The sequence below is a fragment of the Piscinibacter sp. genome, from assembly GCF_050175855.1.
GTDB lineage: Bacteria > Pseudomonadota > Gammaproteobacteria > Burkholderiales > Burkholderiaceae_C > Piscinibacter.
In genome coordinates this window covers 1-13,398 of sequence record NZ_JBFXIO010000091.1, presented here as the reverse complement: position 1 = coordinate 13,398, position 13,398 = coordinate 1, and the positions used below count along the sequence as shown (strand labels likewise).

The 13,398-nt window shown below is 70.1% G+C and carries 13 protein-coding genes and 1 tRNA gene; 11 read left to right on the top strand and 3 right to left on the bottom strand.

The window, feature by feature from the left end; all coding sequences use genetic code 11:
* Positions 1-285: 285 nt before the first annotated feature.
* Positions 286-1,236, bottom strand: coding sequence for a patatin-like phospholipase family protein (locus tag AB7U92_RS09345; protein ID WP_428575914.1), 951 nt, complete (start codon positions 1,234-1,236; stop codon positions 286-288).
* A 98-nt stretch (positions 1,237-1,334) separates the two neighbouring features.
* On the opposite strand from AB7U92_RS09345, the gene AB7U92_RS09340 reads away from it, so the two are divergent.
* The 11 genes from AB7U92_RS09340 (at position 1,335) to AB7U92_RS09290 (ending at position 12,167) form a co-directional block, all read left to right on the top strand.
* Positions 1,335-2,102: a sulfite exporter TauE/SafE family protein gene (locus AB7U92_RS09340; protein WP_428575913.1), complete on the top strand. Its 768-nt coding sequence runs from the start codon at positions 1,335-1,337 to the stop codon at positions 2,100-2,102.
* A gap of 1 nt (position 2,103) precedes the next feature.
* Complete coding sequence (locus AB7U92_RS09335) at positions 2,104-3,798, top strand: nitrite/sulfite reductase (protein WP_428575912.1); 1,695 nt, start codon at positions 2,104-2,106, stop codon at positions 3,796-3,798.
* Positions 3,799-3,815: 17 nt separating this feature from the next.
* Positions 3,816-4,358 carry a DUF934 domain-containing protein gene (locus AB7U92_RS09330; protein WP_428575911.1) on the top strand — a complete coding sequence of 181 codons (543 nt, stop codon included), beginning with the start codon at positions 3,816-3,818 and terminating at the stop codon, positions 4,356-4,358.
* Complete coding sequence (locus AB7U92_RS09325) at positions 4,355-5,107, top strand: phosphoadenylyl-sulfate reductase (RefSeq protein WP_428575910.1); 753 nt, start codon at positions 4,355-4,357, stop codon at positions 5,105-5,107. Before AB7U92_RS09330 ends, AB7U92_RS09325 begins: the two co-directional genes overlap by 4 nt.
* Positions 5,104-6,063 carry a sulfate adenylyltransferase subunit CysD gene (cysD, locus tag AB7U92_RS09320; protein WP_428575909.1) on the top strand — a complete coding sequence of 320 codons (960 nt, stop codon included), beginning with the start codon at positions 5,104-5,106 and terminating at the stop codon, positions 6,061-6,063. Before AB7U92_RS09325 ends, cysD begins: the two co-directional genes overlap by 4 nt.
* The gene (locus tag AB7U92_RS09315) at positions 6,063-7,346 is read left to right on the top strand and encodes a sulfate adenylyltransferase subunit 1 (RefSeq protein WP_428575908.1); all 1,284 of its coding nucleotides are present in this window, start codon (positions 6,063-6,065) and stop codon (positions 7,344-7,346) included. The genes cysD and AB7U92_RS09315 overlap by 1 nt, the downstream gene beginning before the upstream one ends.
* Positions 7,347-7,348: 2 nt before the next feature.
* Entirely contained in the window at positions 7,349-8,116 is a 768-nt protein-coding gene (gene cobA / locus AB7U92_RS09310) for a uroporphyrinogen-III C-methyltransferase (RefSeq protein WP_428575907.1), read from the top strand.
* A gap of 58 nt (positions 8,117-8,174) precedes the next feature.
* Positions 8,175-8,498: a ferredoxin FdxA gene (gene fdxA, locus AB7U92_RS09305; RefSeq protein ID WP_428575906.1), complete on the top strand. Its 324-nt coding sequence runs from the start codon at positions 8,175-8,177 to the stop codon at positions 8,496-8,498.
* A gap of 31 nt (positions 8,499-8,529) precedes the next feature.
* Positions 8,530-9,630, top strand: a complete 1,101-nt coding sequence (locus AB7U92_RS09300; protein ID WP_428575905.1) for an NAD(P)/FAD-dependent oxidoreductase — start codon at positions 8,530-8,532, stop codon at positions 9,628-9,630.
* A 247-nt stretch (positions 9,631-9,877) separates the two neighbouring features.
* Positions 9,878-12,055: a TonB-dependent siderophore receptor gene (locus tag AB7U92_RS09295; RefSeq protein ID WP_428575904.1), complete on the top strand. Its 2,178-nt coding sequence runs from the start codon at positions 9,878-9,880 to the stop codon at positions 12,053-12,055.
* Positions 12,056-12,091: 36 nt separating this feature from the next.
* Positions 12,092-12,167, top strand: a tRNA-Asn gene (locus AB7U92_RS09290).
* A 67-nt stretch (positions 12,168-12,234) separates the two neighbouring features.
* Here the strand turns inward: AB7U92_RS09290 and AB7U92_RS09285 are convergent.
* Positions 12,235-12,930, bottom strand: a complete 696-nt coding sequence (locus AB7U92_RS09285) for a nucleotidyl transferase AbiEii/AbiGii toxin family protein (RefSeq protein WP_428575903.1) — start codon at positions 12,928-12,930, stop codon at positions 12,235-12,237.
* The coding region (locus AB7U92_RS09280; protein WP_428575902.1) for a helix-turn-helix domain-containing protein at positions 12,923-13,398 on the bottom strand (476 nt) is incomplete at its 5' end. The genes AB7U92_RS09285 and AB7U92_RS09280, both read right to left, overlap by 8 nt.

Below are 13,398 nucleotides of genomic sequence, written 5' to 3'. Positions count from 1 at the left end.
GCCGAAGTGGCCGAAGCCAACTTCCAGGCCGTGACCAGCACCGCCGTGAAGGCCACCCAGGCCGCCACGTCGAAGGCGAAGCGCGCTGCCTGAACGCGCCCCTCGGGGGTTCGGGCCGGAATGCAAAGAATTGTGGCCGGCTTGAACTAACCGGGGAGTGCCCGATCTATGGAGAGCCGCCAGCGAGAGCCGGCGGTCTCCCTGAAAGGTTGTCTCCTCGGTACCTCCAGGTACCTTCCAAGGCCCGGTTTTCCGGGCCTTTTCTTTTGGCCGCCAGGTGCTCGTTCAGTGCATGCGCGCCGCAACCGTGGCGCGCAGGTCGGGCAGCGCGGCCAGGGCGGCCTCGCGGCCGGCCTGGATGACGCGCTTGCGCGCCGCGAAGTCGGCGCCCGACACCCCGGGCAGCCGCGGGCGCAGCACCACGTCGGCGTCGCGCAGCTCGAACTGGTTGATGCTGCGCCCCATGATCGCGAAGGTCTGAAGCAGCATGCGCAGCGCGTCGCCGGTTCCGGCGCCTTCCGGTGCCGCGGAAATGTCCACCGCAATCACGATCTCCGCACCCATCTGCCGGGCGAAGCGCACCGGCACCGGCGACACCAGACCGCCGTCGACATACTCGCGGTTGCCGATCTTCACTGGCTGGAAGACCGCCGGCACGGCGCTGGAGGCGCGCACGGCGACGCCAGTGTCGCCGCGCTGGAACAGGATCGGCGCGCCCGAGTCGAGATCGGTGGCCACGATGCCCAGTGGCAATGTCATCTGCTCGATGGTCCTGGCGCCGGTGTGCTCGCGCACGAAACGCGCCAGCGCCTCGCCGCGGATCAGACCGCGGCCGGGAAAGGCCCAGTCGGTGATCGAGGCCTCGTCCATCGAATCGGCCAGGCGGATCAGTTCGGCCGGGCGCTTGCCCGAGGCATAGAGCGCCGCCACCAGGCTGCCGGCCGAGGTGCCAACCACCAGGTCGGGGCGGATGCCGCTCTCCTCCAGCGCCTGGATCACGCCAATGTGGGCGAAACCGCGCGCGGCGCCACCGCCCAGCGCCAGGCCGATCCGCGGCGGCTTGGGCGGGGGCGGCGGGGCGGGTGGCGGCGCCGGCGGCTGCGGCTCGGCCACCACGGGCGGCGGCGCCACCGGCGCACTCTGGCAACCCGCCAGCCACACCGCCGAGCCGGCCGCGGGCCGGGCCAGCCAGGCGCGGCGGGCGAGGTTCACCCGCTCTTTATTCTCATGGAGCATAAACAACAAACAACAAAGTTCTTCTCGTATATATAACGACTGCCTAGAGTCCGCCCATCGGCTGCCCTCCGGCGGCCGTTTCAACTTCTCGGCGGCCCATGGACTGGATTGCGATTCTCAGCGGCTTCGGCGTCGGCGCCATCGTCGGCATGACCGGCGTCGGCGGCGGCTCACTGATGACGCCGCTGCTGCTGTCGGTGTTCAAGCTGAACCCGGCGGTGGCCATCGGCACCGACCTGTGGTTCGCCGCGATCACCAAGACCGCCGGCTCGGTCTCGCACCACAATGCCGGCCACGTGAACTGGCGCATCACCGGCCTGCTGCTGGCCGGCAGCATCCCGGGTTCGCTGGCCATGGTGGCACTGATGCATGCCACCGGCATCACCAAGGGCTGGGCCAGCGCCCTGACCTTCTCGCTGGGCGTCGCGCTGCTGCTGACCGCGGTGGTGGTGGCTTACCGCAGCGCCTGGCATGCCGTCGGCCTGCGCCTGGAGCGCTGGCTGCCCGAGCAGCACAAGCCCTGGCTCACCGTGCTGTGCGGCCTGATCCTGGGCGTGCTGGTGTCGCTGAGCTCGATCGGCGCCGGCGCCATCGGCGCCACGCTGATCATGCTGCTCTACCCGCGGCTGGAGTCGCACCGCGTGGTCGGCACCGACATCGCCCACGCCGTGCCGCTGACCTTCGTGGCCGGCATCGGCCACGCCACCCTGGGCCACGTCGACTGGAGCCTGCTCGGCGCCCTGCTGATCGGCAGCGTGCCCGGCATCTGGATCGGCGCGCAGCTCACACGAAAGATGCCCGAGAAGCTGGTGCGCGGCCTGCTGTGCGCCGCGCTCGTCACCGCCGGACTGAAAGTGATCCACTGAGATGTACCGATATACCGACTTCGACCGCCTGTTCGTTCGCCAGCGCGCCGCGCAGTATCGCGACCAACTGGAGCGCAACCTCGCCGGCAAGCTGGGTGAAGACGAGTTCCGCCCGCTGCGCCTGCAGAACGGCTGGTACATCCAGCGCCACGCGCCGATGGCGCGCATCGCCGTGCCCTACGGCGCGCTGGGCTCGAACCAGCTGCGCCAGCTGGCGCGCATCGCGCACGAGTTCGACCGCGGCTACGCCCACTTCACCACGCGGCAGAACTGCCAGTTCAACTGGATCCCGCTGGCCAGGAGCGCCGACGTGATGGACCTGCTGGCCGAGGTCGACATGCACGGCATCCAGACCAGCGGCAACTGCATCCGCAACATCACCAGCGACGCGCTGGCCGGCGTGGCACCCGACGAGATCGTCGACCCGCGCCCCTACTGCGAGCTGCTGCGCCAGTGGAGCACGCTGCACCCGGAGTTCGCCTTCCTGCCGCGCAAATTCAAGATCGCCGTCAGCGGCGCGGCCGAGGACCGCGCGGCCATCGCCTGGCACGACATCGGCTTGCAGCTCGCGAAGAACGAGCGCGGCGAGGTCGGCTTCAAGGTGCTGGTCGGCGGCGGCATGGGCCGCACGCCGGTGATCGCCACGGTGATCCGCGAGTTCCTGCCCTGGCAGGAAATCCTGCTGTTCATCGAGGCCATCGTGCGCGTGTACAACCGCTACGGCCGCCGCGACAACGCCTACAAGGCGCGCATCAAGATCCTCGTCAAGGCCGAGGGGCAGAAGTTCATCGACGCCGTCGGGACCGAGTTCGCGCGCATCCTGGCCGACGACGTCGACGGCGCGGCGCACCGCATCCCCGCGGCCGAACTGGAGCGCGTGAAGGCCAGCTTCGTGCTGCCGCAAGGCGTGAGCGAGGCCGGCGCCGCACCGGCCTGGCCGAAGCAGGCCAGCGGCGCCTTCGCGCGCTGGCTGCAGCGCAACGTGCATGCGCACCGCCTCGTCGGCTATCGCGCGGTGACGCTGTCGCTCAAGCGCGCCGGCCAGCCCCCCGGTGACGTGACCACCGCGCAGATGGAAGCCGCCGCGGCGCTGGCCGACCGCCACAGCGCCGGCGAACTGCGGGTGACGCATGACCAGAACCTGCTGCTGCCCTGGGTGCGCGAGAGCGAGCTCGAGGCGCTGTGGCACGCCGCCAAGGACGCCGGCTTCGCCACGCCGAACATCGGCCTGCTCACCGACATGATCGCGTGCCCGGGCGGTGACTTCTGCGGCCTGGCCAACGCCCGCTCGATCCCCGTGGCCGCCCAGATCACCGAGCGCTTCGCCGACCTCGACGAGCAGGACGACATCGGCGACATCGATCTGCACATCAGCGGCTGCATCAACTCCTGCGGCCACCACCACAGCGGCCACATCGGCATCCTCGGCGTCGACAAGGACGGCAGCGAGTGGTACCAGCTCACGCTCGGCGGCGCCGACGGCTCGACGCTGTCGGGCGCGTCCGTGCCCGGCAAGGTGATCGGCCCGTCGTTCGCCGCCGACGAGGTGGCCGATGCGATCGAGGCCGTGATCGAGACCTACAAGGCGCACCGCACCGGCAGCGAACGTTTCATCGACACCGTGCGCCGCATCGGCATCGAGCCCTTCAAGGGCCCGGCCAATGCGGTGCGGCGCGCCACGGCGCTGGCCGCCTGAGCACGAGGAGCCCTCCCATGCGATTCATCGACACTCACAAGGACCGCTGGCACGCCCTCGGCGGCGAAGACGGCCCGCCGGTCAGCATCAACCCGGCACCGCACCTGCTGCTGGACAGCAATCAGTGGCACGCGGTGCGCGCCCACTGGCCCGACGGCGTGCCGGTCGGCCTGAAGCTCGCCAACGACGAGGACATCGAAGACTTCGCGGCCGACCTGCCGCGCTTCGGCCTGGTGGCGCTGCACTTCCCGAAGTGGGTGGACGGCCGGGCCTACAGCCAGGCGCGGCTGCTGCGCTCGCGCTACCGCTTCGGCGGCGAGGTGCGGGCCACCGGCGAGGTGCTGGTCGACATGGTGCCGCTGCTCTCGCGCACCGGCTTCGATGCCGCCGTGCTGCGCCACGACCAGTCGATCGAAGCCGCGGAACGCGCGATCTCCTTCTTCCCGGCGCACTACCAGGGTGACACCCGCGACAACCGGCCGTTGTTCGCCAGGCCGGAGGCGGCGCAGGCGGCGGTGGCGAAAGCCGCCGAGTTTCTCAACGCGGGGGCCGCGATATGAGCGCCGTCGCGCTGTACGCCCGCGCCACTGTCGGCTTCGACGAGCGCGTGGCCCACGCCGTCGCGGTGCTGCAGAGCGCGGCCACCGAGCACGCCGGCCGCATCGTGCAGGCCACCAGCCTGGGCGCAGAGGACATGGTGATCACCGACCTGATCGCGCGCCATGGGCTGCCGGTCGCGGTGGCGACGCTGGAGACCGGCCAGCTGCATCCGCAGACGGTGGCGCTGATCCCGCGCATCGAACAGCGTTACGGCCTGGCCGTCGAGGTGTTCAGGCCGGCGCAGGAATCGGTCATCCACTTCGTCGCGTCGCATGGCGACAACGCGATGTACGAGAGCATCGCGCTGCGCAAGCAGTGCTGCGCGATCCGCAAGCTCGAACCCCTTTCGCGCATGCTGGCCGGCGCCAGCGCCTGGGTGACCGGGCTGCGCCGCGAGCAGTCGGACACGCGCGCGGTGGTGCCGTTCAGCGAGAGCGATGACAAGGGCCGCACGAAGTTCAACCCGCTGGCCGACTGGAGCTGGGCCGACGTGTGGCACTACATCGCCACCCACGACGTGCCCTTCAACCCGCTGCACGACGAGTTCATGCCCAGCATCGGCTGCGCGCCCTGCACGCGCGCCATCGCCGTGGGCGAGCCCTTCCGCGCCGGCCGCTGGTGGTGGGAAGACGAGAAGGCCAAGGAATGTGGCCTGCATGTGAAGGACGCCCCGGTCGCCGAGGTGTCGATGATGGGAGCCCCGCGATGAATGCGCCCTTGTCCGTCGAGCAGCTGCTGCCCGAACTCGACCACACCCACCTCGACTGGCTGGAGGAAGAGGCGATCTTCATCCTGCGCGAGACCGCCGCCGCCTTCGAGCGCCCGGCGCTGCTGTTCTCCGGCGGCAAGGACTCGTGCGTGGTGCTGCGCCTGGCCGAGAAGGCCTTCAAGAGCCGCCAGGCCGACGGCAGCTACAAGGGCCGGCTGCCCTTCCCGCTGCTGCACGTGGACACCGGCCACAACTTCCCCGAGGTGATCGAGTTCCGCGACCGCCGCGTGGCCGAGATGGGCGAGCGCCTGGTCGTGGGCCACCTGGAGGATTCGATGAAGCGCGGCACGGTGCGCCTGGCGCACCCGCTCGAATCGCGCAACGGCCACCAGACGGTGACGCTGCTCGAGGCCATCGAGGAGCACCGCTTCGACGTGCTGCTCGGCGGCGCGCGCCGCGACGAGGAGAAGGCGCGCGCCAAGGAGCGCATCTTCAGCCACCGCGACAGCTTCGGCCAGTGGCAGCCCAAGGAGCAGCGCCCTGAGCTGTGGACGCTGTTCAACACGCGCATCCGTCCCGGCGAGCACATGCGCGCTTTCCCGATCAGCAACTGGACCGAGCTCGACGTGTGGCTGTACATCGCCCGCGAGAACATCCCGCTGCCGGGCCTGTACTACGCGCACGACCGCCACGTGATCCGCCGCAAGGGCCTGCTGGTGCCGCTGACCGAGGTGACCCCGCCGGAGGCCGGCGAGACGGTGGAGACCGCGCAGGTGCGCTTCCGCACCGTGGGCGACATGACCTGCACCTGCCCGGTGGAAAGCGGCGCCGCCAATGCCACCGAGATCGTCGCCGAGACGCTGCAGGTGACCGTCAGCGAACGCGGCGCCACGCGCATGGACGACCGCACGTCGGACGCCTCGATGGAGCGTCGCAAGAAGGAAGGGTATTTCTGATGACCGCCACCACGCCCCCGAAGGACCACCGCGCCCTGCGCTTCCTGACCGCCGGCAGCGTCGACGACGGCAAGAGCACGCTGATCGGCCGGCTGCTGTACGACAGCCGCGCCATCCTCGCCGACCAGCTCGACACGCTGGAGAAGAAGGCCGCGGGCGCGCCGATCGACCTTTCCTTGCTGACCGACGGCCTGGAGGCCGAGCGCGAGCAGGGCATCACCATCGACGTGGCCTACCGCTACTTCGCCACCAAGGCGCGCAAGTTCATCATCGCCGACGCCCCGGGCCACGAGCAGTACACGCGCAACATGGTCACCGCCGCCGCGGGCAGCGACGCCGCCGTGGTGCTGGTCGACATCACCAAGCTCGACACCTCGGTGCGGCCGGTGTCGCTGCTGCCGCAGACGCGCCGCCATGCACTGCTCGCCCACCTGCTGCGCGTGCCGAGCATCGTGTTCGCGGTCAACAAGCTCGATGCGGTCGGACACCCCGAGCGCGCCTATTCCGCAGTGCGCGATGCGCTGCTCGGCTTCGCCGAGGCCGCCGGCATCCGCGTGGCTGCGATCGTGCCGGTGTCGGCGCTGCGCGGCGACAACGTCACCCGGCCGATGGCTACCGGCTGGTACGACGGCCCCTCGCTGCTGCAGGTGCTGGAGAGCCTGCCCACCGCGCAGGAGCGTCAGGACGGCGACCTGCTCGTGCCGGTGCAGTACGTGGCCCGCGAGGGCGAGGGCACCGGCAACCAGCCGCGCACGCTGTGGGGCCGCATCGCCCACGGCCGCGTGAAGGCCGGCGACGCGGTGCAGCTGTTCCCGAGCGGCCAGACCGCCACGGTGGCCGAGGTGCGCCTGGCCGGTGCGGTGGTCGACGAGGCGGCGGCAGGCCAGTCGGCCGGCGTCGTGCTCGACCGCCAGCTTGACGTCTCGCGCGGCGACTGGATCGCCACGCCGCAGGCGATCCAGGCCTCGCATCGCTTCAGCGCTACGCTGGCCTGGCTGGACACCGAGCCGGCCGTGGTCGGCCGCAAGTACTGGGTGCGCCACGGCAACCGCTGGGTGCAGGCACGCATCAGCGCGATCGACCACCGCCTCGACATCCATACGCTCGCGGAGACCGATGCCCATGAGCTGGCCGCCAACGACATCGGCCACGTGACGGTGGAGGTGCAGCAGCCGCTGCCGGTGGAGAGCTACGAGACCAATCGCGTCGGCGGTGCGCTGATCGTCGTCGACCCGGCGAGCCACCGCACGAGCGGCGCGCTGCTGGTGCGCGCGGCAGCCTGATCATGGGTCGGGTCGCCTTCATCGGCGCCGGCCCGGGCGCCGCTGACCTGATCACGCTGCGCGGCGCGCGGCTGCTGGCGCAGGCCGACGTGGTGCTGTTCGATGCCCTGACCGACCCGGCACTGCGCGACCTCGCGCCGGCGGCCACCTGGGTGCACGTGGGCAAGCGCGGCTTTGCCGACAGCACCGGCCAAGCGACGATCAATGCGCTGCTGGTGCGCCATGCGTCAGCTTCGGAGCTGGTGGTGCGTCTGAAGGGCGGCGACCCGAGCGTGTTCGGCCGGCTCGAGGAGGAGCTGCAGTCTCTGGCCGAGGCCGGCATCGAGAGCGAGGTCGTGCCCGGGGTGACCGCCGCGCTGGCTGCCGCTGCCGACACGAAACGGCCGCTGACCCGCCGCGGCGGCGGCCGCAGCGTGGCGCTGACCACCGCGATGACACGCGAAGGCGCTCTGCGAGGCGGCCACAGCGCCGACACCGAGGTCTTCTACATGGCCGGCAAGCAGCTCGGCGCCCTGGCGCGCCGGCTGCGCGAGGCCGGCTGGCCGGCCGGCGCGCCGGTCAGCGTGGTGTCGCGCGCCGGCTGGCCGGACGCGCTGGCCAGCGCGCACACCGTGGCCACGCTGGGCCGTGCGACCGTGCTGCACGCCGGGCGGCCGACCATCGTGACCGTGGGGGCCGGCGCCTCGGAGGTGGCCGGGGTGTCGCGCGGACGCACGGAAAGCCTCCTTCTTGAGGCCGGTCAAGAACCAGCGGAAACCCTGAGCGCCTAAAATCGCGGGTCGCCCCCGGCATCAGGCCGCATTCCCACCCGCCAAGAGTCGAATTTCCATGACCCACGTCGTCCTCGAATCCTGCATCCGCTGCAAGTACACCGACTGCGTTGACGTGTGTCCGGTCGACTGCTTCCGCGAGGGCCAGAACTTCCTCACCATCGACCCCGACGAGTGCATCGACTGCGCCGTCTGCATCCCCGAGTGCCCGGTCAACGCCATCGTCCCCGAGGAAGACGTGCCTGGCAACCAGCAGCACATGATCAAGCTGAACGCCGATCTGGCCAAGAAGTGGCCCAGCATCACCAAGCGCAAGGCCCCGCTGCCCGATGCCGAGGAGTGGAAAGACCGCACGGGCAAGCTCGACCAGCTGATCAAGTAAACGCAACGCGGCCCGCTCGGCCGCCCAGACCATGGAACCGAAGTTGAACGACGAAGTGGCTCGCACCGCCGGTGCTCACGAAGGCCCGATCGAGACCGATGCGGTGATCGTCGGAGCCGGCCCGGTGGGCCTGTTCCAGGTCTTCGAGCTCGGCCTGCTCGAGATCAAGGCGCACATCATCGACTCGCTGCCCTACCCCGGCGGCCAGTGCATCGAGCTCTACCCCGACAAACCGATCTACGACATCCCGGCCGTGCCGGTGTGCACCGGCAAGGAGCTCACCGACAACCTGCTCAAGCAGATCGAGCCCTTCGGCGCGACCCACCACTACGGCCAGGAAGTGACCGTGGTGCAGAAGCAGGACGACTGCCGCTTCTACGTCGAGACCAGCAAGGGCACGCGCTTCCTGTCCAAGACCATCTTCATCGCCGGTGGGGTGGGCTCGTTCCAGCCGCGCACGCTGAAGGTCGACGGCATCGAGGCCTACGACGACAAGCAGGTCTTCTACCGCGTGAAGAACCCGGCGCAGTTCGCCGGCAAGAACCTGGTGATCGTCGGCGGAGGCGACTCCGCGCTCGACTGGACGCTGAACTTCGTGCAGGACGGGCCGAACAAGGCCGAGAGCGTCATCCTCATCCACCGCCGCGACGGTTTCCGCGCCGCGCCGGCCAGCGTGGCGAAGATGAAGGAACTGTGCGACGCCTACGAGATGCAGTTCATCGTCGGCCAGATCACCGGCATCGAGGAACGCGACGGCCGCATGACCGGCGTGAAGGTCACCGGCGGCGACGGCGTCACGCGCCTGGTGCCGATGGACATGCTGCTGGTGTTCTTCGGCCTGAGCCCCAAGCTCGGCCCGATCGCCGAGTGGGGCCTGAACATCGAGCGCAAGCAGATCGTCGTCGACACCGAGAAGTTCGAGACCAGCACGCCGGGCATCTTCGCGGTGGGCGACGTCAACACCTACCCGGGCAAGAAGAAGCTCATCCTGTCGGGCTTCCACGAGGCCGCGCTGGCCGCCTTCGCGGCCGCGCCTTACATCTTCCCCGAGAAGCGCATCCACCTGCAGTACACCACCACCAGCCCGAAGCTGCACAAGGTGCTGGGCGTGGAGACGCCGACCTTCGACTGAGGCCAGCGCGCCGCATCGACAGCAAGGCCCGCCCTCGGCGGGCCTTTGCTTTTGGCCGATAATCCGGCCCGCTGTGCACAGGCACGGCATCCGCTAGGGGTGTTGTCCGCTTCGCGAGAAGCGGCCGACTGAGAGAGTCCCTTCGAACCTGATTGAGGTAATCCTCGCGCAGGGAAGCATGGCCAAGACGCCGCGTTGCGCGGCCACCCGGCCCGCCGACCTGCCATCGACCATTCAAGGACACGCGATGGCACGCCTTCACCGCCACCACAGACACTGCATCAGCCGAACGCCGATCGCCCTCGCGATCGCGCTCGGCTTCAGCGCGGCGCACGCGCAGACCGCTTCATCCGAGACCCAACTTGCCCCGGTCGTCGTGCAGGGACGCGCCACGCCGGTGGCGAGCGTTTCCGGCTGGGGCGACATCCCGCTCGCGCTCACGCCGATCCAGGCGACCGTGTTCGGCATCGAGCAGGCGCGCGACCGCGGCGCGCAGCGCCTGTCGGACCTGACCTCGTTCGACGCGGCGATCAGCGACGCCTACAACACCGAGGGCTACTGGGACTACCTGACGGTGCGCGGCTTCGTCATCGACAACCGCTTCAACTACCGCCGCGACGGCCTGCCGATCAATGCCGAGACCTCGATCGCGCTGGACAACAAGGCGCAGGTCGAGGTGCTCAAGGGCACCAGCGGCATGCAGGCCGGCACCAGCGCGCCGGGCGGGCTGGTCAACTTCGTCGTCAAGCGGCCGACCGACGTGCCGCTGCGCAGCGCCTCGCTGGAGTGGCGCGAATCGGCCACGGTGAGCGGCGCGGTCGACCTCAGCCAGCGCTTCGGTGCGGGCGAAGCCTTCGGCGTGCGCGTCAATGCGGCCGCGGCCAGGCTCGACCCCAAGGTGCGCGCTGCGAAGGGCGAACGACAGCTCTTCGCCCTGGCCGGCGACTGGCGCCTGAGCCCCGACACCCGGATCGAGGCGGAGATCGAGCACAGCCGCCGCTCGCAGCCGAGCGTGCCGGGCTTCAGCCTGCTCGGCGACACCGTACCGGCGCCCGCCGATCCGCGCATCAACCTCAACAACCAGGCCTGGGCCCAGCCCGTGGTGCTGGAGGGCACGACGGCCTCGGTGCGCTGGCAACACAAGCTCGCCGGCAGCTGGAAGTTCGTCGCTCATGCGGCGACGCAGCGGCTGACCAGCGACGACCGCATCGCCTTCCCGTTCGGTTGCTTCGACCCCGAGCCCGCGCCGGACGGCACCTACTACGCCGACCGCTATTGCCCGAACGGCAACTTCGACCTCTACGACTTCCGCAGCGACAACGAGCGGCGCCGCACCGATGCGCTCGACCTCACGGTCAGCGGCACGCTGCGCACCGGCGGCGTCGAACACCTGCTGTCGGCCGGTGTGCTGCACAGCCGCGTGACGAACCGCTTCGGGCTGCAGACCTTCGCCTTCAGCGGCACCGGCAACGTCGACGGCAGCGTCACCGACCTGCCCGCCAACCCGGCGCCGAACGACTTCAACACCGACCGGGACGAGCGCTCCACCGAACTCAGCCTGCGTGACGCGATCCGCTTCGACGAGCGCAACACGCTGTGGCTGGGCGTGCGGCACACCCGGCTGCAGCGGGAAAGCCTGCGAAACGACCCCGCGGATCCGCGCCCCACCGACTACAGCCAGTCTTTCACCACGCCCTTCGCGGCCGCCAGCCACGCCTGGGCGCCGGGCCAGCTGGTCTATGCCAGCTGGGGCCGCGGGGTGGAGTCGGACGTCACGCCCAACCGCAGCCGCTACAGCAACGCCGGCGCGGCGTTCACGCAGACCAGCCGCCAGCTCGAGATCGGCGCGCGCGGCAGCGCGGACCTCCTCGAGTGGAACGCCGCGCTGTTCGACATCCGCCGGCCGCGCCTGGGCGACTTCGGCCCTTGCGACGTCGACGACTCCTGCGTGCGCCGCCCCGATGGCGAACAGCGCCACCGCGGCCTCGAGACCGGCCTCGCGCTGCGTCTGGACGCCTGGACGCTGCGCGCCGGCGCGCAGTGGCTGCGGGCGCGCGTGGCGGGCTCGGCCGACCCGGCGATCGACGGTAAGGAGCCGACCAACGTGCCGGCGCGCACGCTCAAGCTGCAGGCGGATCACCGCCTGGCCGCCCTGCCCGGCCTGACGCTGCAAGGTGCGCTGGTGGCCGAGAGCCGCCGCCAGGCGCTGCCCGACAACAGCGCGCAGATCGGCGGCTGGAGCCGCGTCGACGTCGCCGCGCGCTACGACACCCGCTGGGGCGGCACGGCGCTCACCTGGCGTGCGGGCATCGACAATCTGGCCGACCGCCGCGCCTGGCGCGAGTCGCCCTACCAGTTCGGCCATGCGTACTTGTTCCCGCTCGCCCCGCGCACGCTACGGGTGTCGGTGCAGGCCGACCTCTAGGGGCCCCAAAAAGCTGGCTATAATGCGAGGCTCTGTTCCTCGATAGCTCAGTCGGTAGAGCGCCGGACTGTTAATCCGTAGGTCCCTGGTTCGAGCCCAGGTCGGGGAGCCAAAACAAGCAAGGGGCCCGTCAGCGATGGCGGGCCCCTTTTCATTTGTCGCGACGAGACGGTGCTTGTTCAACGCACCAGCCCCTTGATGCGCGCCCACAGCGCGGCCTTGGACACCGTGGTCATCGCCATCGCCTGCATGCACTGGTCCAGCCGATGCGGCCGTGCGCGCAAGTCCTCCACGGCGCTGGCCAGATCGGCGGCCACGCTGTCGCCGTAGGCGCCCTGGGCCTTATCCATGGCCCGCTTCAGCAGGGCCTTGGGGGGCGCCATCATCGCCAGGTCGATCAGGTCGCGGCTCATGACGGCGTCGTCGCGCCAGCGGTCGGAATTGGCCAGCAACTTGCTCGTTGCCATGTCCAGCGGCGTGAGCGTTGCCACACCGCACTGCCGATCGTTCGGGCCGGGGGCTTCGAGGTCGATCCGGCCCTCGAGCACGATCTCGAACTTGATGTCGACGCCGTCGACCTGCAGCAGGGTGCGGATGCCGTACTGGTCGGCGCGCAGTTCGCGGGCCTGGTTCAGTGCATGGCCGGGGCGAGTGATGGAACGCATGCCGTCGCCGCCGGTCAGCCGCTGGCGCAGCTGGCGATAGCCATCGACCCTGGAGACGAGAAAGTCGATGTCGACCGACTCGCGGTATTCGCCGTAGCGCAATGCCATCGCGGTCCCGCCGCCGAACAGGCAGGCGTTGGCCGCCAGCACGTCGGCGTCGAGCGCCTCCAGGGCGGTCGCGATGCGGCGGTGGTGGGGCCGTTCAAACAAGCAGCCGCCCTCCGCCGAACTGGTCCACCAGGGCCTGGAGCAAGGCTCGCTCGGCCGGCTCCATGCGGGCGCGGTCGATGTGCCGCCAGTTGCGTTCGTACAGGTTCAGGGCATCCGCCGGGCTGAGTTCGTCCACGTCGTGCAGTTGCCAGGCCAGACGCTGGAGCTGCGGAAAGTCCGCCAGCCGCACACGCGCAGGCAGGCTCGCGACGCCGGCAGAGGCTGGTCGGGTCTGCGGATCGCGGAGCTCCAGCTGCAATCCGACGGCATCGATGGCGCTCAGGTAGGCGCCCATGGTCACGGAAGGCTCGCCGCGTTCGATGCGATGCAAGGTCACGCGGGACATGCCTGCCGCCTCCGCGGCCACGGTCGCGCTGACCTTCTGGCGTTCACGATGGGCACGGATACGTTCACCCAAGGCGCGGAGACGGGTGGCGAGCAAGTCACCAACGGGAGGGGCTCTGGCAG